Annotated in this window: 21 protein-coding genes; 9 read left to right on the top strand and 12 right to left on the bottom strand. The window is 64.3% G+C overall.

What is annotated here, in order from left to right:
• Positions 1 to 20 precede the first annotated feature (20 nt).
• The gene (gene betA, locus HJD22_RS17220) at positions 21 to 1,706 is read left to right on the top strand and encodes a choline dehydrogenase (protein WP_208654604.1); all 1,686 of its coding nucleotides are present in this window, start codon (positions 21 to 23) and stop codon (positions 1,704 to 1,706) included.
• A 149-nt stretch (positions 1,707 to 1,855) separates the two neighbouring features.
• Positions 1,856 to 4,306 (top strand): acyl-CoA dehydrogenase, encoded by a 2,451-nt coding sequence (locus HJD22_RS17225; RefSeq protein WP_208654605.1) that lies wholly within the window; start codon positions 1,856 to 1,858, stop codon positions 4,304 to 4,306.
• A gap of 81 nt (positions 4,307 to 4,387) precedes the next feature.
• On the opposite strand, the gene HJD22_RS17230 is transcribed toward HJD22_RS17225, so the two are convergent.
• The 7 genes from HJD22_RS17230 to glsA form a co-directional block, all read right to left on the bottom strand.
• On the bottom strand, positions 4,388 to 6,199 hold the full coding sequence (locus tag HJD22_RS17230) for an SLC13 family permease (protein ID WP_208654606.1): 1,812 nt from the start codon (positions 6,197 to 6,199) through the stop codon (positions 4,388 to 4,390).
• Positions 6,200 to 6,366: 167 nt separating this feature from the next.
• A complete protein-coding gene (locus tag HJD22_RS17235) occupies positions 6,367 to 6,930 on the bottom strand; it encodes a carboxymuconolactone decarboxylase family protein (protein ID WP_208654607.1) in 564 nt (187 codons plus the stop codon).
• 37 nt (positions 6,931 to 6,967) lie between these two features.
• Positions 6,968 to 8,308: an aspartate aminotransferase family protein gene (locus tag HJD22_RS17240; protein WP_208654608.1), complete on the bottom strand. Its 1,341-nt coding sequence runs from the start codon at positions 8,306 to 8,308 to the stop codon at positions 6,968 to 6,970.
• A gap of 140 nt (positions 8,309 to 8,448) precedes the next feature.
• On the bottom strand, positions 8,449 to 9,426 hold the full coding sequence (locus tag HJD22_RS17245; RefSeq protein WP_208654609.1) for an NADPH:quinone reductase: 978 nt from the start codon (positions 9,424 to 9,426) through the stop codon (positions 8,449 to 8,451).
• Positions 9,427 to 9,712: 286 nt separating this feature from the next.
• Entirely contained in the window at positions 9,713 to 10,702 is a 990-nt protein-coding gene (locus HJD22_RS17250; RefSeq protein ID WP_208654610.1) for a patatin-like phospholipase family protein, read from the bottom strand.
• 196 nt (positions 10,703 to 10,898) lie between these two features.
• Positions 10,899 to 11,480: a hypothetical protein gene (locus tag HJD22_RS17255; protein ID WP_208654611.1), complete on the bottom strand. Its 582-nt coding sequence runs from the start codon at positions 11,478 to 11,480 to the stop codon at positions 10,899 to 10,901.
• A gap of 72 nt (positions 11,481 to 11,552) precedes the next feature.
• Positions 11,553 to 12,485, bottom strand: coding sequence for a glutaminase A (gene glsA / locus HJD22_RS17260; protein ID WP_208654612.1), 933 nt, complete (start codon positions 12,483 to 12,485; stop codon positions 11,553 to 11,555).
• Positions 12,486 to 12,647: 162 nt separating this feature from the next.
• On the opposite strand from glsA, the gene HJD22_RS17265 reads away from it, so the two are divergent.
• From HJD22_RS17265 to HJD22_RS17295, 7 genes are all read left to right on the top strand, one after another.
• A complete protein-coding gene (locus HJD22_RS17265) occupies positions 12,648 to 13,175 on the top strand; it encodes a CinA family protein (RefSeq protein ID WP_208654613.1) in 528 nt (175 codons plus the stop codon).
• A gap of 38 nt (positions 13,176 to 13,213) precedes the next feature.
• The gene (gene nadE, locus HJD22_RS17270) at positions 13,214 to 14,047 is read left to right on the top strand and encodes an ammonia-dependent NAD(+) synthetase (RefSeq protein ID WP_208654614.1); all 834 of its coding nucleotides are present in this window, start codon (positions 13,214 to 13,216) and stop codon (positions 14,045 to 14,047) included.
• A 16-nt stretch (positions 14,048 to 14,063) separates the two neighbouring features.
• Positions 14,064 to 16,631 carry a DNA ligase D gene (gene ligD, locus HJD22_RS17275; RefSeq protein ID WP_208654615.1) on the top strand — a complete coding sequence of 856 codons (2,568 nt, stop codon included), beginning with the start codon at positions 14,064 to 14,066 and terminating at the stop codon, positions 16,629 to 16,631.
• A 13-nt stretch (positions 16,632 to 16,644) separates the two neighbouring features.
• Positions 16,645 to 17,604: a Ku protein gene (locus HJD22_RS17280; protein WP_208654616.1), complete on the top strand. Its 960-nt coding sequence runs from the start codon at positions 16,645 to 16,647 to the stop codon at positions 17,602 to 17,604.
• Between the two features lie 114 nt (positions 17,605 to 17,718).
• A complete protein-coding gene (locus HJD22_RS17285; RefSeq protein ID WP_208654617.1) occupies positions 17,719 to 18,522 on the top strand; it encodes a glycerophosphoryl diester phosphodiesterase in 804 nt (267 codons plus the stop codon).
• A gap of 112 nt (positions 18,523 to 18,634) precedes the next feature.
• Complete coding sequence (locus tag HJD22_RS17290) at positions 18,635 to 19,447, top strand: motility protein A (protein ID WP_208654618.1); 813 nt, start codon at positions 18,635 to 18,637, stop codon at positions 19,445 to 19,447.
• Positions 19,440 to 20,147: an OmpA family protein gene (locus HJD22_RS17295; RefSeq protein WP_208654619.1), complete on the top strand. Its 708-nt coding sequence runs from the start codon at positions 19,440 to 19,442 to the stop codon at positions 20,145 to 20,147. Before HJD22_RS17290 ends, HJD22_RS17295 begins: the two co-directional genes overlap by 8 nt.
• Positions 20,148 to 20,151: 4 nt before the next feature.
• Here the strand turns inward: HJD22_RS17295 and HJD22_RS17300 are convergent, their stop codons facing one another.
• From HJD22_RS17300 to HJD22_RS17320, 5 genes are read right to left on the bottom strand one after another with little or no spacing between them, the layout of a single operon-like run.
• Positions 20,152 to 21,597, bottom strand: coding sequence for a cobyric acid synthase (locus HJD22_RS17300; protein WP_208654620.1), 1,446 nt, complete (start codon positions 21,595 to 21,597; stop codon positions 20,152 to 20,154).
• A 3-nt stretch (positions 21,598 to 21,600) separates the two neighbouring features.
• On the bottom strand, positions 21,601 to 22,212 hold the full coding sequence (gene cobO / locus HJD22_RS17305; RefSeq protein ID WP_208654621.1) for a cob(I)yrinic acid a,c-diamide adenosyltransferase: 612 nt from the start codon (positions 22,210 to 22,212) through the stop codon (positions 21,601 to 21,603).
• A 5-nt stretch (positions 22,213 to 22,217) separates the two neighbouring features.
• Positions 22,218 to 23,543: a cobyrinate a,c-diamide synthase gene (locus HJD22_RS17310; RefSeq protein WP_208654622.1), complete on the bottom strand. Its 1,326-nt coding sequence runs from the start codon at positions 23,541 to 23,543 to the stop codon at positions 22,218 to 22,220.
• 1 nt (position 23,544) lies between these two features.
• Positions 23,545 to 24,312 carry an ABC transporter ATP-binding protein gene (locus tag HJD22_RS17315; protein ID WP_208654623.1) on the bottom strand — a complete coding sequence of 256 codons (768 nt, stop codon included), beginning with the start codon at positions 24,310 to 24,312 and terminating at the stop codon, positions 23,545 to 23,547.
• On the bottom strand, positions 24,312 to 25,292 hold the full coding sequence (locus HJD22_RS17320; RefSeq protein ID WP_254280827.1) for an iron ABC transporter permease: 981 nt from the start codon (positions 25,290 to 25,292) through the stop codon (positions 24,312 to 24,314). The genes HJD22_RS17315 and HJD22_RS17320 overlap by 1 nt, the downstream gene beginning before the upstream one ends.

Below are 25,292 nucleotides of genomic sequence, written 5' to 3' on the forward strand. Positions count from 1 at the left end.
GTCACTGCACGGAGGGCTGAATGTCCCAGTCTCATGAATTCGATTACATCATCATCGGTGCCGGCTCGGCCGGCAACGTGCTCGCCGCGCGGCTGACCGAGGATAGCGATGTCAGCGTGCTGCTGCTGGAAGCCGGCGGACCCGACTATCGCCTCGACTTTCGTACCCAGATGCCGGCCGCCCTCGCCTACCCACTGCAGGGCAAGCGCTACAACTGGGCCTTCGAAACCGATCCCGAACCGCACATGGACAACCGTCGCATGGAGTGCGGGCGCGGCAAGGGTCTGGGCGGCTCGTCGCTGATCAATGGCATGTGCTACATCCGCGGCAACGCCCTCGACTATGACAACTGGGCCAAGGTCCCGGGACTCGAGGATTGGACCTACGCTGACTGCCTGCCCTACTTCAGGAAGGCCGAGAGCCGCGACATCGGCCCCGATGAGTATCATGGCGGCGACGGGCCGATCAGCGTGACCACGCCCAAGCCGGGCAACAATGCGCTCTACCATGCCTTCGTCGAGGCCGGACAGCAGGCCGGCTACCTGCGCACCGAGGACGTCAACGGTTACCAGCAGGAGGGCTTCGGCCCGATGGACCGCTTCGTTACCCCCAAGGGACGGCGTTCCTCCACGGCACGCGGCTACTTGGATCAGGCCAAGTCCCGCGACAACCTCACCATCGTCACCCACGCTACCACCGACCGCATCCTGTTCGACGAGAAGCGCGCCGTGGGAGTGAGCTACCTGCACCGTAAGCAGCCGGTGGAAGCGCGTGCACGCCGCGAGGTGCTGCTGTGCGGCGGCGCCATCGCCTCGCCACAGATCCTGCTGCGCTCCGGTGTCGGCAATCCCGACCACCTCAAGGAGTTTGACATTCCGCTGATCCACGACCTCAAGGGCGTCGGCGAGAATCTCCAGGATCATCTGGAGATGTATATCCAGTACGAGTGCAAGCAGCCGATCTCGCTCTATCCGGCGCTCAAGTGGTTCAACCAGCCCAAGATCGGCGCCGAGTGGCTGTTCCTCGGCTCTGGTGTGGGTGCCAGTAACCAGTTCGAGGCGGCGGGCTTCATCCGCTCCCGCGACGAGGAGGAGTGGCCCAATCTGCAGTACCATTTCCTGCCGATCGCCATCAGCTACAACGGCAAGAGCGCCGTCCAGGCGCATGGCTTCCAGGCCCACGTGGGCTCGATGCGCTCCGAGAGCCGCGGTCGCATCCGCCTCACCTCGCGCGATCCGCGTCAGGCGCCCAGCATCCTGTTCAACTACATGTCCAAGGAGAAGGATTGGCAGGAGTTTCGCGACGCCATCCGCCTGACCCGCGAGATCATCGCCCAACCAGCTCTCGAGCCCTACTGCGGCAAGGAGATATCGCCAGGGCCTGAGGTACAGAGCGACGCCGAGCTCGACGCCTTCGTGCGAGCCCATGCCGAGACGGCCTATCACCCCTGCGGCAGTTGCAAGATGGGCACTGATGCCATGTCGGTCGTCGACGGCGAGGGGCGTGTACATGGCCTCAACGGTCTGCGCGTGGTCGATGCGTCGTTGTTCCCGGTCATTCCGACCGGCAACCTCAACGCGCCGACCATCATGCTGGCCGAAAAGATCGCCGACCGCATTCGTGGACGCGAGTCCCTGCCTCGCTCCACGGCGCCCTATCATGTCTCCACCGGCACGCCGGCACGCCGGCTTCCCGCCACGGCCTGATCGCTTCGCACGCTCGCGCCACACCCCGCTCATGCGGGGTGTGGCGTTTCAGTCGTGCGTATCTGGTCTCCCCTCGATAAATGAACTAGGCTAGACCATTCAAACGCTCGTTAGAATGCATCCATGCACGCCCTGAATGGAGACCTTGCATGTTCCATCTGCTCCTGATCGTAATCGCGTTGGTCGGCCTGCTGATCATCATGCGACGCGAGGCCGGCGCCCTGCCGACGCTTGCGCTGCTCGCCGCGCTTGGCCTCATCGGTATCCTGTTCGGCGCACCGCTGACCGGCGTGCTGTTTCTGATCGCCGCCGCCATCGTGGCCGTTGCCGGCTTGCCGACACTGCGCCGCCTGTGGCTCACGCCGAGGATATTCGCCACCTTCAAGAAGGTCGCACCCCGCGTCTCGGCAACGGAGCGCTCCGCACTGGAGGCCGGCACTGTCGGCTGGGATGGCGAACTCTTCTCGGGCAAGCCCGCCTGGAATGCTCTGCTGGACAATGTCGACAGCGGTCTCACCGTCGAGGAGCAGGCTTTCCTCGATAATCAGTGCTCGGTTGCCGCCGGCATGTGCAACGCCTGGGAGATCACTCGCGAGCGCGCCGATCTGCCCGCCGAGCTGTGGGACTACCTCAAGCGGGAAGGTTTCTTCGGCATGATCATTCCCAAGCAGTACGGCGGGCTTGGCTTCTCCGCCAAGGCGCAGTCCGCGGTGCTGCAGAAACTCGCCGTCAACGAGACACTGATGGTCACCGTGGGCGTGCCCAACTCCCTCGGCCCGGGCGAGCTGCTGCTCAAGTACGGCACCCAGGAGCAGAAGGATCACTACCTGCCGCGCCTCGCCGATGGGCGGGAGATCCCCTGCTTCGGCCTGACCGGCCCGCGCGCCGGGAGTGACGCCACCTCGCTTCCCGATATCGGCGTGGTCTGCAAGCGCACGGTCGATGGCGAGGAGGTGCTTGGCCTGGAGCTCACCTTCGAAAAGCGCTGGATCACCCTGGCCCCCATCGCCACCGTAGTCGGCCTGGCCTTTCGCATGTTCGACCCCGAGCGTCTACTGGGCGGCGAGGAGGATCTCGGCATCACCTGCGCGCTGATCCCGCGCAATACCCAGGGCATGGAGATCGGCCGTCGCCACTACCCCATCGGCAGCCCCTTCATGAACGGGCCGATCAAGGGTGAGAAGGTCTTTGTTCCCCTCGAGACACTGATTGGCGGACCGAAGATGGCCGGCCAGGGGTGGCGCATGCTGGTCGAGTGCCTGTCGGTGGGACGCTGTATCACCCTGCCCTCCGGTGCCACCGGCACCGCGCGTTACGCGCTCGGCTGGGCCGGCGGCTTTGCCCGCGTACGGCGCCAGTTCAACCTACCGGTGGCGGAGATGGAGGGCGTGCAGGAGCCGCTCGCGCGCATCGCCTCGATGGCCTATATCTCCCAGGCGGCGGTGATGCAGACCGCCAACATGATCGACAATGGCGAGAAGCCTTCGGTACCCTCGGCGATCCTCAAGAGCCAACTTACCGAGTACCAGCGCCGGCTGCTCGGCGATGCCATGGATATCCATGGCGGCAAGGCGGTCACCCTCGGTCCGCGCAACTATATCGGTATCGGCTACAGCGCCAACCCGGTGGCCATCACCGTGGAAGGCGCCAACATCATGACCCGCAACCTGATGATCTTCGGGCAGGGGGCGATCCGCTGCCATCCCTACGTGCTCGAGGAGCTGGCCGCCAAGGGTGCCAACGACGTCAAGGCCTTCGACAAGGCGTTCTTCGCGCATGCCGGGCTGATCTTTGGCAATGCGGCGCGTGCCTTCACCCTGGGCCTGGGACTTGGCAAGTCCGCCACTCCCTTCGATGAGGTGGCAGCGCCCTACGCGACGGATATCGCTCGTCTCTCCGCCGCGTTCGGCCTGTGCGCGGATGCCGCCATGGCAAGCCTGGGCTCGACGCTCAAGTCCCGCGAGATGATCTCGGCACGTCTGGGTGACGTGCTCTCCAACCTCTATCTGGCCTCGATGGTGCTGAAGCAGTGGCACGAGTCGGACAAGGTCGAAGGCGAGGCAACGTTGATGCACTACAGCTGCCAGACCCTGCTCCATCGTGCCGAGCAGGCGATGGTCGAGCTGTTCGACAACCTGCCCAACAGGGCCCTGGGCGGCCTGCTTTCCGTGATAGTGGCGCCCATGGGGCGGCACTGGAAGACCCCGCACGACGACCTGGCGCGAGAAATTGCCCAGAACGTCTCGCGTCACACGCCGCTGCGCGGCAAGCTGCTCGCCAATACCTGGGACAAGCTGGAGGAGGGTCAGAAGGACAACCCGCTGGCGCACTACAACGCCCTGCTCGCCGACCACGATCGCGCCGAGCCGCTCTATCGCAAGGTCAACAAGGCCTACGCCAAGGGTGAGCTGCCCGCCTACGCCCTGCATCCCGAGCAGCGCTTCGAGGCGGCCCTGGAAGCGGGTGTGCTCAGCGAGGAGGAGGCGAGCTTCATGAATGCCTATGAAGTGGAAGTGCTCGCCATGCTGAGCGTCGACGACTTCGCCTTCGATGCCTTCGCCCAGAAGCGCGACAAGGTGGTCTGGCACGGCACCGACTGATCGATCGCCCGGCGCGAGACAGCCAAGACCAGTGACGCCCCGGCGCTTTGTACCAAAGCGCCGGGGCGTTTCGTTATCTGCCTACAGCGGCCAAACCAGCATGATCATGGGGATCGAGATCACCAGCACCACCAGCGACAGCGGTAGCCCGAGCTTCCAATAGTCATGGAAGCGGTAGCCGCCTGGGCCCAACACTAGGGTGTTGGACTGATGGCCTATGGGGGTCAGGAATGCGCAGGAGGCACTGACCGCCACCACCATCAGAAAAGGATCCATTGACAGTTCGAAGCCCACCGCGAGACTGGCGGCAATCGGCGCCATCAGCAGGGCCGCCGCCGCATTGTTGATCACGTTGGAGAGCAGCATCGAGATAAGAAACAGGCCGATCAGGGTGGCAACCGGGGGCCATTGATCGCCCAGCGTCAGCAGCCCCTGAGCCACCAGCGCAGCGCCGCCACTGGACTCCAGCGCCTGCCCCACCGGGATCATCGCCCCGAGCAGGACGATCACCGGGCCATCCACCGCCTGGTAGCCATCGCGAAGCGGCAGCACGCCCACTAGCAAAGTCGCCACGGCCGCCGTCGAGAGCGCCACGGCGGCTGGCAACACGTCGAACAGGGTCATGGCGATGGCCAGCGCAAAGATCGCCACCGAGATCACCAGCATGCGCGGCTGACCTAGGCTCAGGTTACGATTCGCCAACGGCAGGCAGCCCAGCAGGGCCAGGCTCTCGGCGAGACCGCTCTCGTCGCCTTGCAGCAGCAGGACATCGCCGGGGCGAAACTTGACCTCGCGCAGTCGCTGCTTCAGGCGCTCGCCATCGCGCGCCACCGCCACCAGGTGCAGGCCGCGCTGGTTGAGCAGGCGCAGCTGCACGACCGTGCGATTGATCATCATCGAGTCGTTGCGCACCACTGCCTCGACCAGTTGCAGCTCCTCCCGGTCGCCCGGATCGAACACCCTCCCCTTGCGATCCTTTCTGGCTGGCGCCTGCTCCGGGTCGGCGTCGTGACTGCCCAGGCTCAGTCCTGCCTTGTCTTCCAGCAGCTTCAACTCTTCCGGTCCCGCCTCGACCAGCAAGATGTCGCCTTCACGCAAGGAGCCACCAAACAGATGACCTGGCTTGCGCTGGTCATCGCGTACCACGGCCAGCACCGGGATGGTTTCGCCGCACGCCTCGTGCAGCTCGCGCAGCGTCCAGCCGACCGCCTTTGCCTCTTGCGAGACTTCCAGCTCGCTAAGATAGCTGGAGGTATCGAACAGCTCCTCGGCGGAGGCCTGCCCCTCCCGTCTAGGTGTCAGCCGCCAGCCTAGCAGCAGGATAAAGACCAGGCCGGCAAGCGCCACCACGATACCCACCGGGAAGAATGCGAACATACCGAAGCTCTCTTCGCCATGGCTGCCGCGATAGCTGGAAATGATGATATTGGGGGGAGTGCCGATCAGCGTGAGCAGGCCACCGAGCAGCGAGCCGAATGCCAACGGCATCAATAACAGCGAGGGGGGGGTGTCGTGCTCACGGGCCATGCGAATGGCCACCGGCAGCATCAGCGCGAGCGCCCCGACATTGTTCATCACCGCCGAGAGCATGACGACGGTGCCGGTCAGCACTGCCAGCTGCAGGGTCAGGCGTCCACCCACCTTCAGTGCCTGGCGAGCAATCAGGTCGACCAGCCCGGAGCGCTCGAAGCCCTTGCTCAGCACCAGCACAGCGGCAACGGTAATGACCGCCGGATGCGCAAACCCCATGAAGGCCGCATCGGCATCCACCAGCCCCAGCATGACGCTTACCAGTAGCGCAGTGAGTGCCACCAGATCGTAGCGAAACCGTCCCCAGACAAAACCCGCCAGAGTGAGCCCCAGCACGATGAATACCAGCGATGCATCCGACATTCGTGCCCAGCTCCTTTTGATACGACGAGACGCAACGCTACTGCGCGCAATCAAGAAAAACCGCATCCTTGCGGTCCTGACAAAGTAGCTAACGTAGCTGATTACAGGGTTCCACGAAACTTATCTACACGCATCGACCCATGCCAGGGCAACGAGAAGGCAACACATTACGGCTCGGCGAATGGCAACGGTGCCTCACTGTCACGGCTGACGGCAAATACGTTGAGCGTCATCGCCACCAGCGCGTAGTAGCCGAATATCCCGACCAGTTCGACTACGGCGGGCTCGCCGAAGGTGTCGATGGCCTCGGCATAGAGCGTTTCATCGATGCGCTTGGTCGCATAGAGCGTGTGGCCGAGCCGATAGATCAGGCGCTCGTCATCGCGTTCGAATGCGGGTTCACGCCCGGCGCGCAGCGCCTCGATGAGATCATCGGCAAGACCCGCCTCGCGGGCGATGGGCTCATGGATCTGCCACTCCGCCTGGGATTGCCACCAGGCGGCAGTGAACAGGATGGCAAGCTCGGTCAGGCGCAGCGGCAGACGCGTTTCGTAGCGGCAGAAGGCCCCCAGCCGCTGGGCGTGGTCGGCCAGGGCCGGGCTATGCACCCAGGCAAGGAAGGGGCCGTCGAGATTGCCGCGCGGACCGCTCAGGATATCGCTCAGCACGCGCCGCTGAGCGTCGTCCATGGTGGTATCGTCAAGCGGTGTGAGGCGGGAGTGAATGGCCAAGGTAGTGCTCCTGCAGGTAGCCAAATGGCGGTGTGTGTCAACGACTGCCCATGACCTGACCGATGGACTGGTCGATGGCGCGCCCAAGCTTGTCGACCAGCTCGTCGAGATGCGCTTCACCGAGAATGAACGGCGGGGCCAGCAGCACATGATCGCCGCGCCGGCCATCCAGGGTACCGCCCATCGGGTAGCACATCAGCCCCTCGGCCATGGCCGTCTTCTTGATCAAGGCATGCAGTTTCATGTCGGGATCGAAGGGCGACTTGTCATCGCGGCGCTCGACAAGCTCCAGCCCCCGGAAGAGCCCGCGGCCGCGGATGTCACCCACATGCGGATGCTCGCCGAAGCGCGCCTGCAGCCGCTGCGTGAGTCCCTCGCCAAGCTGCTGCACCCGAGGCAGCAATGCACGCGACTCGATCGCCTTCTGTACGGCAAGCGACGCAGCACAGGCGGTGGCATGGCCAATATAGGTATGGCCATGCTGAAAGAATCCAGTGCCCCCCTTGATCGCCTGATGAATGCGCTCGCTGACCAGGGTAGCGCCGATCGGTTGATAGCCGGCACCAAGGCCCTTGGCGATGGTGATCAGATCGGCACTGATCCCCTCCTGCTCGGCGGCGAACAGCGTGCCGGTGCGCCCCATGCCGCACATCACCTCATCGAGGATCAGCAGCACCCCATAGCGGTCGCACACCTCGCGGATACGTGTGAAGTAGCCCGGCACTGGTGGCACCGCGCCCAGGGTAGCACCGACCACCGGCTCGGCGATGAAGGCCATCACGTTCTGCGCGCCAAGCTGAAGGATCTGCTCCTCGAGTTCATGGGCCAGGCGGATACCCATCTGTTCGGGCGTCTCTCCCTCGCGCATCTCGCGGTAGGCGTAACAGGGGCTGACATGGGTGACATCGATCAGCAAAGGCTCGAACTGCTGGCGCCGCCACTCATTGCCGCCGGCAGCCAGTGCCCCCAGGGTATTGCCGTGATAGCTCTGGCGGCGTGCGATCACCTGCTGGCGCTGCGGCTGGCCAATCTCGATGAAGTACTGGCGGGCGAGCTTCAACGCTGCTTCGACCGCCTCGGAGCCCCCCGACAAGAAATAGACCGACTCGAGCCCCTGTGGAGCACGCTCGATCAGAAAATCGGCGAGCTCCTCCATCGGCTCGGTGGTGAAGAAGGAGCTGTGTGCATAGGCCAGCCTGCCTACCTGATCGCGGATCGCCTCGATCACCTCGGCATCGCTGTGTCCCAGGCAGGAGACCGCCGCCCCGCCGCTGGCATCAAGGTAGCGCTTGCCCTCGGCATCGATCAGATAGGGACCATCGCCTTTGATGGCAGTCGGATAGTGCTGCTTCAGGTTACGGTGAAACACGTGACTCATGGGGCTCTCCGGGACGTCACCTTACAATAGGCAAACCATTATACATCCAGTACCTTGGCTCACGCTGTGAACGACACCAGATACGACAGCGCCCGTCTCCTCGAGGCGGGCGCTGTCGCTCAGGCCAATGCAGGGTTGCATCACGGGAGCAGAATGGTCGAGCCGGTGGTCTTGCGCGATGCCAGCGCCTCCTGCGCCTTGCCGGCATCGGCAAGCGGGTAGCGGCTTGCGATATCGACCTTGACCTTGCCGCTACCGAGCATTTCGAATAGCTCGCTTGCCATCGCCTCGAGTCGCTCGCGCGTATCGGCGTAGCCGTTGAGGCTCGGGCGTGTGACGAAGAGCGAGCCCTTCTGATTGAGGATGCCGATATTGACCCCCTCCACCGCTCCTGACGCGTTGCCGAAGCTGACCATCAGCGAGCGCGGCTTGAGGCAGTCCAGCGAGGTCTCCCAAGTATCCTTGCCCACCGAGTCGTAGACGACATCCACCATCTCGCCGTTGGTGAGTTCACGTACCCGCTCGACCACGTTCTCCCTGGTGTAGTCGATGGTCGCCCAGGCGCCATTGGCCATGGCCAGATCCGCCTTCTCCTGGGAGCTGACGGTACCGATCAGCTTGACGCCAAGCGCACGCGCCCACTGGCAGGCGATGGAGCCTACCCCGCCAGCCGCAGCGTGCCACAGGATCGTCTCGCCCCCCTTGAGCGGGCAGGTCTGGCGCAGCAGGTACTGCACAGTGAGCCCCTTGAGCATGCTCGCCGCGGCAGTGTCGACATCGACATCGTCTGGCAGCGCCACCACCTTGGCGGCCGGCAACGTGTGAAATTCGGCGTAGGCACCCAGCGGCCCCTGGGCGTAGGCGACGCGGTCGCCCTGCTTGAGATGGCTCACACCCTCGCCCACTGCATCGACTATTCCCGCCCCTTCGGTGCCCAGCCCCGAGGGCATGGAGGGCGCCGGGTACAAGCCGGTACGGAAGTAAATATCGATGAAGTTCAGGCCCACCGCCTGGTTGCGGATACGGACTTCGCCCGCCTCCGGTGCCTTGGGCTCGACATCGACATACTCGAGCACATCGGGACCGCCGGTACGGGAAAACTGGATACGCTTGGCCATGGAGGCATTACCTTATTCGGCTAACGGAGTCGGTCCACCATACAAACGCCACCGCGTCGGCAGGTCAAGTGGACCTTGCGCATACTCCGCCGACTGATCAGGAGTATCATCGCAACTGATCAGGGGTATCATCGCGACGCATTTCATCCTCCCCAAGCGCCCCCTCGTCATCGAGTTCGGTCAGCTCTTCATCAGGGTAAGCCGCGCGGCCAGCTACCTTGGTGTTCTGTGAGGCCGGAGCCTAGCTGCAGGGCGCCGTCAGCGTTCCTAGGCCATCAATGCCCGCTCACTGAGCGGTTGCAGTCTCCTGCTCCTTACTCAGCGCACGCTCAGCATCCTCCTCGCCCTGTGCGATCAGGTGTTCGATACGCTCCGGCGACCAGTCCAGCAACGGCGAGGAGACCTGCTCGGCAGGGTGCGGCTCACGCTGGATCCGGGTTATTCTCAAGCCCGAGTTCGGCAGTGAGACAGTGGCGGCATCATCGTCATAACGAGCCCCCAGGAACATCCGTCTGAAGTGATCGAGATACTCTCCCAGTCCGACATAATGGCGCTCCTGCGGGGTGCGCTTGAAAAGCTCGGCGGTGATGATGTGATAGTCGTCATCACCACCCTCCTGCCTTAGCCGACTGATTGCTGCCGGCATGATGCCCTGATGCCAGATATCCCCATCCCAGTAGGCCCTCCCATCATGCCAGGCAGGCTGGCACAGTAAGGGAATAGCGCTGCTGGCGCCGATCATGGAGGGCAAGATTGCCTGTTGGTCGCTGTCGAACCAGACGGTTTGCGCCTGAGCAATATCGACAGCACGGATGATCAGGCGCGGTCCCTGCTGCGACGCGCTGCGGTACTCGGTTGCATAGGCGCTGACAGTGCCCATCAAGCTGGCGTTGCTGAATCCTGCCATATACGGGTAGGAGAGCAGCCCGCTCAAACCACCGCCAGGCACTCCGGCCAGAATCGGCGGGTTACCAAACGCAAGCCCAGTAAGGGTACCGTTCAGGTGCTGAAAGTAGGGGGTCGGCACCGGAAAGAACGGCGCGGAAGGCTGTGTCATCCGGCGCCAGAATTGCTCCAGCGCTGCTACGCCATAATCGGCATCCTGGCAGTGCGCGGCGATGATGAAACCGCTGATGGCACCGCTGGAGGCTCCCACGACGATCATGGAGCGCAGAGCATCGCCATCCATGTGCCGTACCAAAGCGCGGTAGACCCCGCTCTGGTACGCCCCGAGCGCACCGCCTCCGTTTAGCATCAGTACAAGGCGTTTGGCCATGTTGTCAGCTTCCTTGCTCGCGCCGCCCTCAAGGCGCCGCATCGATGAATCAACATGCGCATCCCAGGCTCACGCCTGCGTAGCGTTACTTCCACCTCACATAAACGTAACTCCAGAACTCAAATGATTCTTTTCTCGTCTCATGAAATCCCGCCTAATCAAACCTTTCTAACACGCTAATTATAATTATAAAAATTTACTGCCAAGACAGACCCTCGAACGCCGTCAAGCCCTCGACGAAGCGCTGCTTCTCCTCCTCAAAGCCCTTGGGGTCGTGCTTGAAGCGGCGCAAAATTGCCTGTTCGTCGATACTCAGGGTATCGGTCAGCTCATCGAGACTCGAGGCCGGATGCCGCCCCCCCAAGCCGATGCGCACACCGCCCCGTCCCGCGTACCAGCGCGTGATGCCACAGCTACGGTAGAACATCTCCTCCTGCTGATCGCGAGCCTCGACACGCAACGGCGCCTTGAGGGCCAGATCGCTGATCAGCCGATGGCTGGCGTCGGGCGACTGAGAATCGTCATGGAGTGAACAGGAGAGCGTTACGGTCATGCCGATCCCCGCCTCGTCCAGCACTAGCAACGCCAGCGCCTGGGGGTGATCGCGCTCATCGACCAGAGCCAGCAGACGCGCGGCTTCATGCACGAAGAGTTCGCGCCGCGTGCCGACGAAGCTCACCAACGGTGCCAGGCCCGCGTCGTGACCGTACACTTCGGCGCACAGGCGAGCCAGATAGGCATCGCGCTGGTCGGCGGTCTTGATATGCACCACTTTCATTGCTAATTCCTTCATGCCGAGACGGGACGGATCGGTCAAAACCGCGCAGCCTATCACAATCGTGTGGGTGGGCTAGAATACACCCCACTGCCACTGCGCAGAGAGATTGCGCAACAGGCGCATTCCCGCAAGGCTGTTGCCGCTGGCGTTCAGTGCCGGACCGATCAGACCGACACCGAGGCGTCCGGGCACTACCGCCATGATGGCCCCGGAGATACCGCTCTTGGCCGGCACGCCCACCTCGACGGCAAACCTGCCCGACTCGTCGTACATGCCGGTGGTGAACATCAACGTCAGTACGATGCGCACCGTCCGTTCGCTGATCAACGCTTCGCCCGACACCGGATCCCTGCCCTGGTTGGCGAACACCGCCGCGATCCGGGAAAGATCGAGACAGTTCATCTCGATGGAGGTCTGCTTGGCGTAAGGCACCAGCTTGTCCTCCTCGCTACCCTCAATCACGTCATGATTGCGCATGAAATAGAAGAGCGCGCGATTGAGATCCTTGTCCTCCGCCTCGTACATTGGGTGGTTGTAATCGATCGCGGGATTGTCCGCGAGGGTGCGCACGAAGTCGAGCAGCCGCGCGAAACGCTCGTCGCCATCCCTGCCCTTGATCATTGACGTGACGACGATCGCCCCGGCGTTGATCATGGGGTTGGAGGGTATCCCCATCTCGCCCTCTTCAAGGGTGGCGATGGAGTGGTAAGGATCACCGGAGGGCTCCCGGCCCACATGGCGAAACAGCACCTCTGGGCCGTTATCCTCAAGCGACAGCGCAAGTGACAAGGCCTTGGAGGCGCTCTCGAGAGGAAAGATCTGCTCGGCGCCTCCCGCCTGCGCCTGTGCGCCGCCGTCCCCCGTCATGCCGATACCGACCAACTCCTGGTCGGAGTTACCGATCTCCTCCATGAAGGAAGGCATGCTGCCATCGTGGTGGACGCTCAGCTCTTCATCGATCACCTGCTTGAGGTGCTCCTTCATCTTTTGATCGAACTGTTCCATGTTCAGGCTCCTGCCATGCATGTATTGCTTGGCGCTGCGCATCGACGGGACGTCGAAAGCCAGGCCGAAGAGCACAAAATGCATAAATAGCCTAGGTTAAGGAGTAGCAGATGAGAAGGCGTCACGGTGCAAGGCATGCACCTCGAACCAAGAGGAAGAGCAATGGAACTGCTTGATAACATCGTCAATTACCTTGTCGATCACGACATCAAACTGGCCACTGCCGAGTCCTGCACGGCGGGCCTGATCGTCTCCGAGCTGGCCCGGGTGCCGGGCAGCGGACAGGAGATCGACTGCGGCCTTGCGGTCTACTCGCCGGAATCGAAGAATCGCTACCTGAGCGTCAGTTTCGACACCATCGACGAACATGGACTGACCAGCGAACCGGTGGCTCGGGAAATGGCCTTGGGGGCGCTCAACAACAACAATGCCGATCTGGCGCTCTCCAATACCGGCGTTGCCGGCCCCAGCGCTCCCGATGACGGCACCCCGGTGGGCACCGTCTGTTTCGGCTGGGCCTTTCGTCATGAGGACCACGTCCATCAATTCTGCGAAACCCGGCGCTTCGATGGCGAGCGCAACGAGGTGCGCCTGGCGGCAGCGCACTATGCTTTGGAGCGCATTCCGCACTACCACCGAATCGTCTGTAGCGGCAAAGACGAAGGCGGCAACCGAGAAGCGGCAAGCTGAACCACCCCATCATCCAGCATTCATGGAGGAGAGCAGCGATGACTCAGCAGGAGTACACCGAAGCGCAACGCCAGATCGCCATCGATCTGCAGGTCAAGCCCGAGATCGACGTCGAACAGGAGATCCAGCGGCGTCGGGATTTTCTCTGCGATCAGATGGAGAGCTCGGGCCAGCACACCCTGGTGCTCGGCATCAGCGGCGGGGTGGACTCCACCGTCGCCGGCCGCATCGCACAGTTGGCGGTGGAGAAGGCCCGGGAGCAGGGGCTCGAGGCAAGGTTCGTGGCCATGCGCCTGCCCTATGGCGTACAGCATGACGAGGACGACGCCCAGCGGGCACTGGACTTCATCAAGCCCGACGAGATTCTCTCCACCGACGTCAAGCCCGCCAGTGACGCGATGCTCGAGTCCCTCGAGGCGGGGGGCCTCGCCTTCAAGGATGCCGGGCATCGTGACTTCGTGCTCGGCAACATCAAGGCGCGCCAGCGCATGATCGCCCAGTACGCCGTGGCCGGCGCCCGGGGTGGGCTGGTGATTGGCACCGACCAGGCGGCCGAGGCGCTGATGGGGTTCTTCACCAAGTACGGCGATGGTGCCTGCGACGTTGCCCCCCTGACCGGCCTCACCAAGCGTCAGGTCCGCGAGCTCGGCCGCGTTCTGGAAGCGCCTCGCGAGCTGGTGCACAAGGCGCCGACCGCTGATCTCGAATCGCTATCCCCGCAGAAGACTGACGAGGAGGCCTTCGGCATCCTGTACGACGAGATCGATGCCTTCCTTGAGGGCAAGCCGGTTGGCGATCACGTCTATGAGGTCGTGCTGCCGACCTATCGCAATACCGAGCACAAGCGCAACCTGCCCATCATGCCGGATTGACAGGGAGGAGACGAGCATGGCGGGCAGCGGCTCGACACTTGACTCGGCACTTGAAGAGTATCGACGCAAACGGGAATTCTCCGGCACTCCCGAACCCGAGGGATCGGTACGCAAGCGAAGGAAACGCACTTCCGCTCCGCGCTTCGTGATCCAGAAGCACGCCGCCAGGCGCCTGCACTATGACTTTCGCCTGGAGATCGACGGCGTGCTCAAGAGCTGGGCCATCCCCAAGGGCCCGTCGGTGGAGATCGGCGAAAAGCGCCTGGCGGTGGAGACGGAGGATCACCCGCTGGATTATGCCGACTTCGAGGGGGTGATCCCCAAAGGGCACTACGGTGCTGGCCGGGTGATCGTCTGGGATACCGGACGTTTCCATGTCGAGGATGATGCCCTGGAGGGCTATGCCCGGGGTAAGCTTAGTGTCGAGCTCGAGGGGAGCCGGCTCAAGGGTCGCTGGAGCCTGGTAAGGACCAAGGGCGGGGACGCCAAGCAGTGGCTGCTGATCAAGTCACGAGACGACAGCGACAGCGAGCAGACCCCGCCCCGCCCCGACGAGGATGAGCAGAGCATCATCTCCGGCCGGGGCTTCGATGAGCTAGACCAACCTGAACGCGCCGCGCCATCCGAAGCGCCCGACGCATCCAAAGTGCCCTACTCCAGCGCCGAGAGCACCCACGATCTGCCCGACGAAGCGCGCCAGGCGCCATTTCCCGAACTCAAACCGTTGATTCCGCAATTGGTCGATGAGGTTCCCAAGGGAGACGGCTGGCTCCATGAGCTCAAGCTCGACGGCTATCGCCTGCTGGCGGAAAAGCGCGGCGACGAGATACGGCTGTTTACCCGCAACCGCAACGACTGGACGGCACGCTTCCCCGACCTGACCCGGCAGCTTGCTGAGCTTGCCTGCGACAATGCCGTCATCGACGGCGAGGTCGTGGTCTACAACAGCGACGGCACAACCGACTTCCAGGCGTTGCAGAACGCCTTGAAGGATCAGGAGGAAGCGGAGCTCGACTTCGTCGCCTTCGACCTGCCCTACTTCGAGGATCATGACCTGACTCGGGTCGCCCTGCCCGAGCGCAAGGCGCTGCTCTCCCGACTGCTCGATGCCTCTCGATCGATGCCCAACGTCACGCTGGGCGAAGGTATCGTCGGCCAGGGCGAGGCACTGATGGAGAAAGTGTGCGAGATGGGCGTCGAGGGGGTCGTCTCCAAGCGACTCGATGCACGCTACGCCTCAGGCAAGCAGTCCAGCTGGCTCAAGACCAAGTGCATCAACAACGACGAGTTCGTGATCGGCGGCTACACCGAGCCCCAGGGCGAGCGACGGCATTTCGGCTCGCTGCTGCTCGGCTACTACGAAGGCGAGCAGTTGATCTACTGCGGCCGGGTCGGCACTGGCTTCTCCGCCAAGGCGCTCAGCTCGCTCGGGGCTCAGCTGCGCGATCTACAGTGCGAGAGTTCGCCGTTCCAGCGCGGCCCGGAGCGCGATATCTCACGACTGGCCCGGTGGGTAAACCCCGAGTTGATCGCCCAGGTGCACTACACCACCTGGACTCGCGACGGGCGGCTGCGCCACCCCTCCTTCCAGGGGCTGCGCGAGGACAAGCGTCCCCGACAGGTCAAACGCGACATACCGGAGCGCGCATCCATGGCTTCACGCAAGACACCATCATCTTCGTCACGCACCGCACGCCCCTCATCCTCCAAGGCCTCGCCGGAGGTGCGTCTGACCAGTCCCGACAAGATCCTGTTCGACAAGCACCAGCTGACCAAGCAGGACCTGGCCGACTTCTATCAGGACATCGGCGACTGGATCATGCCCTACCTCGTACGGCGACCCTTGAGCCTGCTGCGCTGCCCGGACGGCGACACCGGTGAGTGCTTCTTTCAGAAGCATCCACAGAGCACCTTCAGCGATCCGGTAAGGACGCTTGCGATCGAAGACGAGGAGGTGCTCTATATCGAGGACCTTGCCGGCCTGCTCACCCTGGTGCAGTACGGGGTGCTCGAGATACACCCCTGGGGGTCGACCATCGACGACCCCGACCGCCCCGACTCGCTGACCTTCGATCTCGACCCCGGTCCCGGCATCGCGTGGCCGGCACTGGTCGAGGCCGCCAAGATCCTGCGCAACATCCTACTCACCCTGGGGCTCAACTCCTTCGCCAAGCTCTCCGGCAGCAAGGGGGTGCATGTGGTGGTGCCGCTCACGCCCCAGGCAGAGTGGAGGGAAGCCAAGTCCTTCGCCAAGGCAATCAGTCAGCGGCTGGCCCGTGAGATGCCCGATACCTTCATCGCCACCGCCACCAAGGCCAAGCGCCACGAGCGTATCTTCATCGACTATCTTCGCAATTCGAAGGGGGCGACCAGCGTCGCCTGCTATTCGACCCGCGCCAAGGGCGAGGCCAGCGTCGCCGTCCCCATTCGCTGGAAGGAGCTCTCACCCCGCCTGACCCCGGCCCACTACCGCATCGACACCCTGCGCTCGCGGCTCGGGTCGCTGCGCAGCGACCCCTGGAAGGGCTATTGGGAATGCGACCAGACCATCGACCACGACATGCTCGAGGCACTCGAGTCCTGACAGGAGATGAACCATGCCACGTTCACTATGGAGCGGCACCATCAGCTTCGGTCTCGTCAATATCCCGATCCGCCTGTTCACCGCCGTCAGGGATCGCTCGATCCATTTTCACATGCTCACGCCGGATGGCTCATGTCGATTACGGCGCAAGCTCTACTGCCCCGAGACCGAAAAGGAGTATGACTTCTCCGAGGCCGCCAAGGGCTTCGAGGTGGCGCCCGGCGAGTACATCATCCTCGACAAGGAGCAGGTGGAGGAGCTCAAGCCCGAGAAGGGCGAGGACCTGGTCATCGAACAGTTCGTCGATGTCTCGGAGATCGATCCTATCTTCTTCGACAAAACCTACTATCTGGGGCCCGACAAGGGTGGCAAGCGCGCCTATCAGTTGTTGCTCGCCACGCTCGAGGAGTCGAAGAAGGTCGCGCTGGGGCAGTTCGTGATGCGCAACAAGCAACACTTCGTGGTGCTGCGCCCCTCCCAGGGCTCCCTGCTGATCCACACCCTCAACTACGCCGACGAGATCGTGCCACAGCAGGAAATCCCTGGCCTGGAGGAGTCCAGGAGCCGTGTCGCCAAGGAGGAGATGAAGATGGCCCGGCAGCTACTGGATGCCATGACCGGCCCGTTCGAACCTGAGCGCTTCACCGACGAGTTCACCGAGTCGGTCGAGGAGCTGATCGAGAAGGCGCGCAAGGGCAAGACCATCAAGACCGGCAAGGGGGGCAGCGGCAAGCGCAGGACCAACGTCGTCAATCTCACCGATGCCTTGCGGGGAAGCCTCGAGGCGGAGAAGAAGGGCGCCACGAAAAAGAGCACGCCAAAGAAGAGCGCCGCCTCATCGAAGAGCTCATCATCAAAGAGCTCCTCCTCGAAGAGCAGCGGCAATGCAGCGCCAGGCAGTAGCGGGGCTAAGCAAGACTCGGCGAAGAAGAAGGAGGGCAGCACCCCGAGAAAGCGGACGGCATCGAAGTAGCAGGCTCCAGGGCAAGTTACCTGCGCAGTGACATTTTTCTGTCACCTAATGCCTGGATCATGAGGTCACTCTTATACTCACGCTTGTCGCCCGCCCCCTACCGAGATTCGTGCCATGAACGACGCCCCCGCGCCAGCCCCTGAAACCGAGCCCCAGCGTCCGCTGCCCTACACCATCGCCCATCGGGGACTCTCGGCTCACGCCCCGGAAAACACCCTGAGCGCGGTGCGTGCCGCCCACCGCAGCGGCTGCAAGTGGGTGGAGCTCGACATTCAGCTGCTCGGCGATGGCACTCCGGTGATCTGGCATGACAACGGCGTGAGGCGCTGCTCGAACAGCCGCGGCAAACTGGCGCGACTGGATTTGGCACGTGCCAAGGCGCTGGATGTGGGCGTCTGGTTCGGGGCCGATTTCGTCGGGGAGCGCATCGCCACGCTCGAAGAGATGCTCTCGCTGCTCGACGAGCTCGAGATGGGGCTCAACCTGGAACTCAAGGTCAACCGTGGCCGCGACCCGCGCCTGCTGGTCGAGTCCGCCATGCCCATGGCACTGGCCGCCCTTCCTCCCGAACGCCTGGTGGTCTCCTCCTTCAACCCGGTGGCGCTGGAAGCGGCCCGCGACCTGCAGGCCGATCCCGACCGTCTGCGCCTGGGCCTGCTCTTCGAGAAGGCCCCGCGCGACTGGCTCCGGCAGGTCGAACGGTTCAAGGCCTATAGCTTGCATGTCGACTGGCGCAAGCTGAAGGAGACGCGTGCCCGTGAGATCAAGGAGGCGGGGGTGCAGCTGCTCTGCTATACCCCCAATGATCCCATCGCCTTCTCCAAGCTGTGGTCATGGGGAGTCGACTGCGCGATCAGCGACGACCCGCCGCTGTTCAATCGCCACCTGCCCAGCCAGACCGTGACAGGCGCGAATTGAGGCGCGCGAACTGATCCAGGTCAATTAACCGACACTCCTGTTCAAGCCGCCTGGGACGCTGGCCGATAGCCTTATGAAATGCAATGATATCGCTATCGGCAAGGACTCCTGAATGAACCCATCCACGATTATCGGCATGTTGGCCAGCATGCTGCTGCTGGCCAGCGTGCTGCTGTTCACCGCCGAATCGCCGGCCAGTTTCCTCAACCTGCCCGGGCTTGCCATCGTCATTACCGGCACCCTCGCCTCCACCTTCATCAGTTACCCACTGCGCGAGGTCGTGCGGGTGGTGCGCCTGGTGGGCATCGTCTTTCGCCGCGAGAACACCTACGCCCGCGACGACATCAAGGAACTGGTCGACATGTCGCGGCTGTGGTTCAAGGGCGATGTACGCGCGGTGGAGGAGGCACTGCAATCGACCCGCAATCCGTTTTTGCGCACCGGCATTCAACTGGTGATCGCCAATACCAAGGAGGGCGAAATTCTCGATCTGCTGCGCTGGCGCATTGCCCGGCTAAAGGCCCGCGAGCAGGCCGAGGCACAGATATTCCGGACCATGGCCACCTATGCCCCCGCCTTCGGCATGATCGGCACCCTGGTCGGGCTGGTGAACATGCTGGAAGTGATGGAGGCCGGCGATGTCGGGGTGATCGGCCCGCGCATGGCGGTGGCCCTGCTGACGACCTTCTACGGCATTCTGCTGGCCAACCTGCTCTTCAAGCCGATCGCGGTGAAGCTCGAACGGCGCACCGAGGAGCGCCTGATCGCCATGAACATGGTGCTCGAGGGTATCTCGTTGATCACCAAGCGCCGCCTGCCATCGTTCATCGAGGAGACCCTCAACTCCTTCATGGCCAACTATCAGGACGAGATCAACGACCGCTCGATGCCCCGCCGTGACGACGAGGCCGAGCAGCATGTCTGATCCGCGCCAGCATCAGGATCTGCTGCCGGGCAGCGGTGGCGAGGATGAGGGGGAGAGCTGGCTGATCAGCTATCTCGATGTGCTCACCCTGCTGATCACCCTGTTCGTGCTGCTACTCTCGTTGGCCGGCAACGGCTTGGCCGAGCAGGGCCAACTCGACTCGGGCCTCTCCAGTTCAGTGAGCGAAACCGACAGCCAGTCCCGCACGCAGTCCCAAGACGGCAGCCAGCTGGCCGGTCAGCTGGCTGTCGGCCTGCAACTTCGTCAGTCCGGCCTGCTGCCGCAACTCGAGGGGAGAATGCCATCCGGCGTCTCGGTCACGCAGGGCAGCGAGGGGGTGACGCTGCGCATCGACGACAACCTGCTGTTCGCCAGCGGCCAGGCCGATCTCACCGGCGAAGGCCGCCAGGTGCTGGCAGGGCTGCTCGAGACGCTACTTGCCTTCGATGGGCGTATCTCGGTGGAGGGCCACACCGACAACGTGCCGATCTCGACCAGCCACTTCCCGTCGAACTGGGAGCTCTCAGGCGCGCGTGCCATTGCCGTGGTGCGCTACCTGGAGCAGCGCGATATCGACGACTCGCGCCTGCGCGCCATCGGTTATGCCGATACCCAGCCCCTTGAGAGCAACGACACGGCCGAAGGCCGCGCCGCCAACCGGCGGGTCGAGTTGGTACTTCACGAGGGAACAAGTCGCTGAACCATCAGCTCAGCGTGGCCAGGATCGCGTCGATATCGAGGTGCTGCTCCAAGGTATCGGCCAGCCGGTCGAGTTCCGCCTGGCGATGCGCCTGGTAGTCCACCGCTGTGCCCCCAGCGAGACCGCAGCGGGCGAGCAGCGCCGTACAGGCCTGCGGCTGGTCGAACAGGCCGTGAAGGTAGGTGCCCATGATCTGACCGTCTTCGCTGACGGCACCGTCGGGCCGGCCGCCCAGCTCGACAAGCGGGCGCTCCAGCGCAGGTCCCTGGCTCACGCCGTTGTGGATCTCGTAGCCGCTGATCGGCACGCCCTCGGCTAGCAAGCGCCCACTTACGTTGCGCAGCTGCTTGCCCGCCACCATGCGCGTCTCGAGATCGAGCAGCCCCAGGCCGAGGGAGGAACCTGGCGAGCCTTCCAGACCATCCGGATCGTGGACCATACGGCCCAACATCTGGAAGCCGCCGCAGATGCCCAGCAGGTGGCCGCCATAGCGTAGATGGCGCTGAATTGCAGCCTCCCAGCCCTGAGCACGCAGCCACTCAAGGTCGGCTCGGGTGCTCTTGCTGCCGGGCAGAATGATCAGATCCGCCGGCGGGATCGCCTGGCCGGGCCCCACGAAGCTGAGTTCGACTTGGAGATGCAGGCGCAGCGGATCAAAGTCGTTGTGGTTGCTGATGCGCGGCAGCGCCGGCACCGCCACCTTGAGCGTGGCACCCTGCCCCACCCGACCGCTGCGGCCAATGCTGTCCTCGGCGTCGAGCAATAATCCCTGCAGATAGGGCAGCGTCCCATATACCGGCTTGCCGGTACGCTCGGTGAGCCAGTCGAGGCCCGGTTCGAGCAGGGCGATATCGCCGCGGAAGCGGTTGACGATAAAGCCACGGGTACGTGAGCGCTCGCTCTCGCTGAGCAGTTCCAAGGTACCTACCAGTTGGGCGAACACCCCGCCGCGGTCGATGTCGCCGACCAGCAATACCGGGCAGTCGACCATCTCGGCGAAGCCCATGTTGGCGATGTCGTTTGCCCGCAGGTTGATCTCCGCCGGGCTACCCGCCCCCTCGGCGATGATCACATCAAAGCGTGACGACAGCGCCTGCCACGCCGCCAGCACGCTGTCCCGCGCGGTGCGCTTGTAGGCGTGATAATCCAGGGCGTCCATGTGGCCGTGCACCCGCCCGCGCAGGATCACCTGGGCACCGCGGTCGCTCTCCGGCTTGAGCAGCACCGGGTTCATGTCGCTGTGGGGCTCGACGCCTGCCGCCAGCGCCTGCAGCGCGGTGGAGCGGCCGATCTCGCCGTCATCCACGGTTACGGCGCTGTTGAGCGCCATGTTCTGCGGCTTGAATGGCGCCACCGACACGCCGCGCCGCGCCAGCGCCCGGCACAGCCCCGCCACTACCGTGCTCTTGCCGGCATCCGAGGTGGTGCCCTGGATCATCAAGGTCGCCATGGGTTATAGCTCTATGCCTTTCTGGGCTTTTACCCCCTGCTCCTTGAAGGCATGCTTGACCACTTTCATCTCGGTGACGGTGTCGGCCAACTCGATGAGCTGCTCGGGGGCGTAGCGGCCAGTGACCACGGCGTGCTGCATTTCCGGGCGAGCCTGCAGGTCGTCGAGTACCCGGTCGAGATCGAGATATTCGTAGCGCAGGGCAATGTTGAGTTCATCGAGCAGCACCAAGTCGAAGCTAGGATCGCTGAGCATGCCGCGGGCCACCTCCCAGGCGGCTTCGGCGGCCTGGATGTCGCGCTCGCGATCCTGGGTATCCCAGGTGAAGCCCTCGCCCATCACGTGGTACTCCACGCCGGGCTGACGGCGGAAGAAGGCTTCCTCGCCGGTCTCCCGAGTACCCTTGATGAACTGCACCACGCCTGCCTTCATGCCGTGGCCAAGCGCCCGGGCCAACATGCCGAAACCGGAGCTGCTCTTGCCCTTGCCGGGGCCGGTGAGCACCAGCAGCAGACCCTGCTCCTTCTGGGCGCTGGCGATGCGCTCGTGCATGATCTTCTGCTTGGCGGCCATGCGCTGGGCGTGGCGCTGGGGGTCCTTGGCATTCTCTCGCATGGGGGTCACTCCTCTGTGAAGCGCAGCGGCTCGCCGCGGAAGATGGCGGCGGTTAGCGCCGGCGCCGAGGGGAAGTAGCCGTGGAAATAGCTGGCCACCAGCCGGTCTGCGACATAAACCGGCTCGGCGGGGCTGCCGGCCAGGCGTCGGGCGTGGGCGGCAGGTACCAGCGACGTTTCCAGCAGCGAGTGGTGATAGGTGTGGCCACGCAGCTCCCCGGCTTCGGTCGCCAGGCTCTGCAGCCCAAGCGCACTGAGCTTACCGACCATGCGCACCGTGCCGGGCAGCAGCCCCAGCATGGTGTTCTCGCGGCCATCCCCATCGGTCAGGGTTTCCATGCACGCCATCAACCCACCGCACTCGGCCAGGATCGGCCTGGCGGCAGCGTGATGGGCGCGAATCGCGGCAAGCATCGGCGCGTTGGCGGCGAGCCTCTCCGCATGAAGCTCCGGGTAGCCGCCGGGCAGCCACAGGGCGTCGCACCCGGGTAGCGCGTTGTCGGCCAGCGGCGAGAAGAAGCGCAGCTCGGCGCCCATCTGGGTCAGCAGGTCGAGATTGGCGCGATAGAGGAAGGCGAAGGCGTCATCACGGGCCACGGCGATGCTCATCCCTGCGAGCAGCTTCGGCGGTGGCTCGGGAGCCTCGGCTTCGAGCGCCACCTTGGCCGGCAGGCGGTCGAGGCCCGCTTCCCTCAGCACCTCGGCGGCGGCATCGAGCTGAGCGTCGAGACCCGCCAGTTCGCTGGCCTGCACCAGGCCCAGATGGCGGTCGGGAATCTTCATCGCCTCGCTGCGTGGAATCGCACCGAGCAGCGAGAGCCCCGTCGGCATGCTCTCCGCCAGCAGCCTTCCGTGGCCGGGGCTGCCGACACGGTTGGCGATCACCTCGTGGATGGCGAGCTCGGGATGGTAGTTGGCAAGCCCTTGGGCCACGGCGCCGAAGGTCTGGGCCATGCCCCAAGCGTCGATCACCGGCAGCGCCGGCAGCCCGGCCAGGATCGCCAGATCGGCGCTGGACGGGTCGCCGTCGAACAACCCCATGGAACCCTCGACCAGGATCAGGTCGGCGTCTCGGGCCGCCTCGGCCAGGCGCCAGCGGCACTCGTCCTCTCCGGTCATCCAGGGATGCAGCTGGTAGACCGGCTGGCCAGAGGCCACTTCCTGCACCATGGGGTCGAGGTAGTCGGGGCCGTGCTTGAACACCCTGACCTTGCGGCCGGCGTTGCGGTGCAGCCGCGCCAGCGCGGCGGTGACCATGGATTTGCCCTGGCCGGAGCCGGGAGCGGTAATCAGGGCGGCATGGGCCTCGCCGCAAATCGTCGAAGTCGTCATATCACCTCACGGGTACGAAAACGGGGGCGCCATCGATCTCGGCGGTGGCCAGGCGCTGGCCGTAGAGCCGCTCCAAGGCAGCGGGCACCAGCATGCTTGCCGCCGGCCCCCAACACGCCTCGCCATCGGGGTAGAGCAGCAGCAGATGGTCGCACCAACGCGCCGCCAGGTTGAGGTCGTGCAGGCACATCATCACCGCGCGGCCTTCGGCGGCCTGCTCGGCGAGCAGCGCCATCACCGCGGTCTGGTGATGCAGGTCGAGGTGGTTGCTGGGCTCGTCGGCGAACCAGATCTGCGGCGCCTGGGTCAGCACCGTGGCGATGGCCAGGCGCTGCCTCTCGCCGCCCGAGAGCGTGCTCACCAGGCGCTCGGCCAGGTGGTCGACGTCGAGTCGCTCGAGTGCCGCCTCGGCCAGTCGAAGATCCTCGCCACCCTCCATCTGCCATGCCGAGAGCCACGGGTGGCGGCCGATCAGCGCCGTCTCGCGCACCGTGGCGGGAAAACCATCATGGCGCTCCTGGAACACTAGCCCCAGCGTACGCGCCACCTGCCGACGACCGAGCGACGCCAACGAACGACCGTCGACAAGCACCTGCCCCCTGCGCGGTGAGCGCAGACCGGCCAGGGTATGCAGCAAAGTCGTCTTGCCGGCGCCGTTGGGGCCGAGCACGCCCCACACCTGACCCGGCTCGACACTGAGTGTCAGCGACCGACCGTCGCGGCGCTCCGGCACGTCGATCACCAGCTCGCGAATCTCGAGGCGGTTCATCAGCGGCTCCGATACAGCAAGTAAAGGAAGGTGGGCACGCCGAGCAGCGCGGTAATCACACCCACCGGCAGCTGCTCCGGGGCGATAAGCGTGCGCGCCAGGGTATCGGCCAGCACCAGCAGGGTGCCGCCGGCCAGGGCGCAGGCCGGCAGGATCAGGCGCTGATCGTTGCCCAGTACCAGGCGCAGCATATGTGGCACTACCAGCCCGACGAAACCGATGCTGCCGGCAGTGGTCACCGCCGTGGCGGTGAGCGCGCTGGCAACCAGATATATGGTCCACTCCAGCGGTTTCACGTTGACACCCAGGGCAGCGGCCTGCAGTGGCCCTCGGGCCATGACATTGAGGCTGCGCCCCAGCGGCAGCAGCAGCAGGCAGATCAGCAGCAGCAGCGCCAGCGGTGGCCAGGGGGAGCGCGAGTAGGAGAGATCACCCATCAGCCAGTAGAGCATGCCGGGCAGCCGTTCGGCGGGGCTTGTCGCCAGCATCAGGGTGATCACCGCCCCCCAGCCGGCAGCCACCACCACCCCGGTGAGCAGCAGCCGCGAGGGCGTCCAGCTACCGGTGCCGTGGGCCAGGCCGAAGACCAGCAGCATTGAGAGAAACGCCCCGGCGAAGGCGGAACCGGTGATCACGGCCCCGCCAAGCCCCGCCAGCATTGCCGCCAGCGCCCCCACCGAGGCGCCACCGGAAAGGCCCAGCACGTAGGGGTCGGCCAGCGGGTTGCGCAGCAGCACCTGCATCAGGGCACCGGCTACGGCAAGCAGGCCACCCACGGCGAAGGCCGAGAGCGAGCGCGGCACACGCAAGTCGAGGATCAATGTACGCGCCAAGGGGCTACCCTCGCCACGCATTACCGCCCACACGTCGCCGAGCGACAGTGCCGCGCTGCCCACCGTGACCGACAGCAGCAGCGCCGCCAGCCCCAGCAGGGCCAACGCGGCCAGCGGTGGCCATAGCGAGCGCCGGGGCATCGCCAT

Source organism: Halomonas sp. TA22 (assembly GCF_013009075.1).
Classification (GTDB): domain Bacteria; phylum Pseudomonadota; class Gammaproteobacteria; order Pseudomonadales; family Halomonadaceae; genus TA22.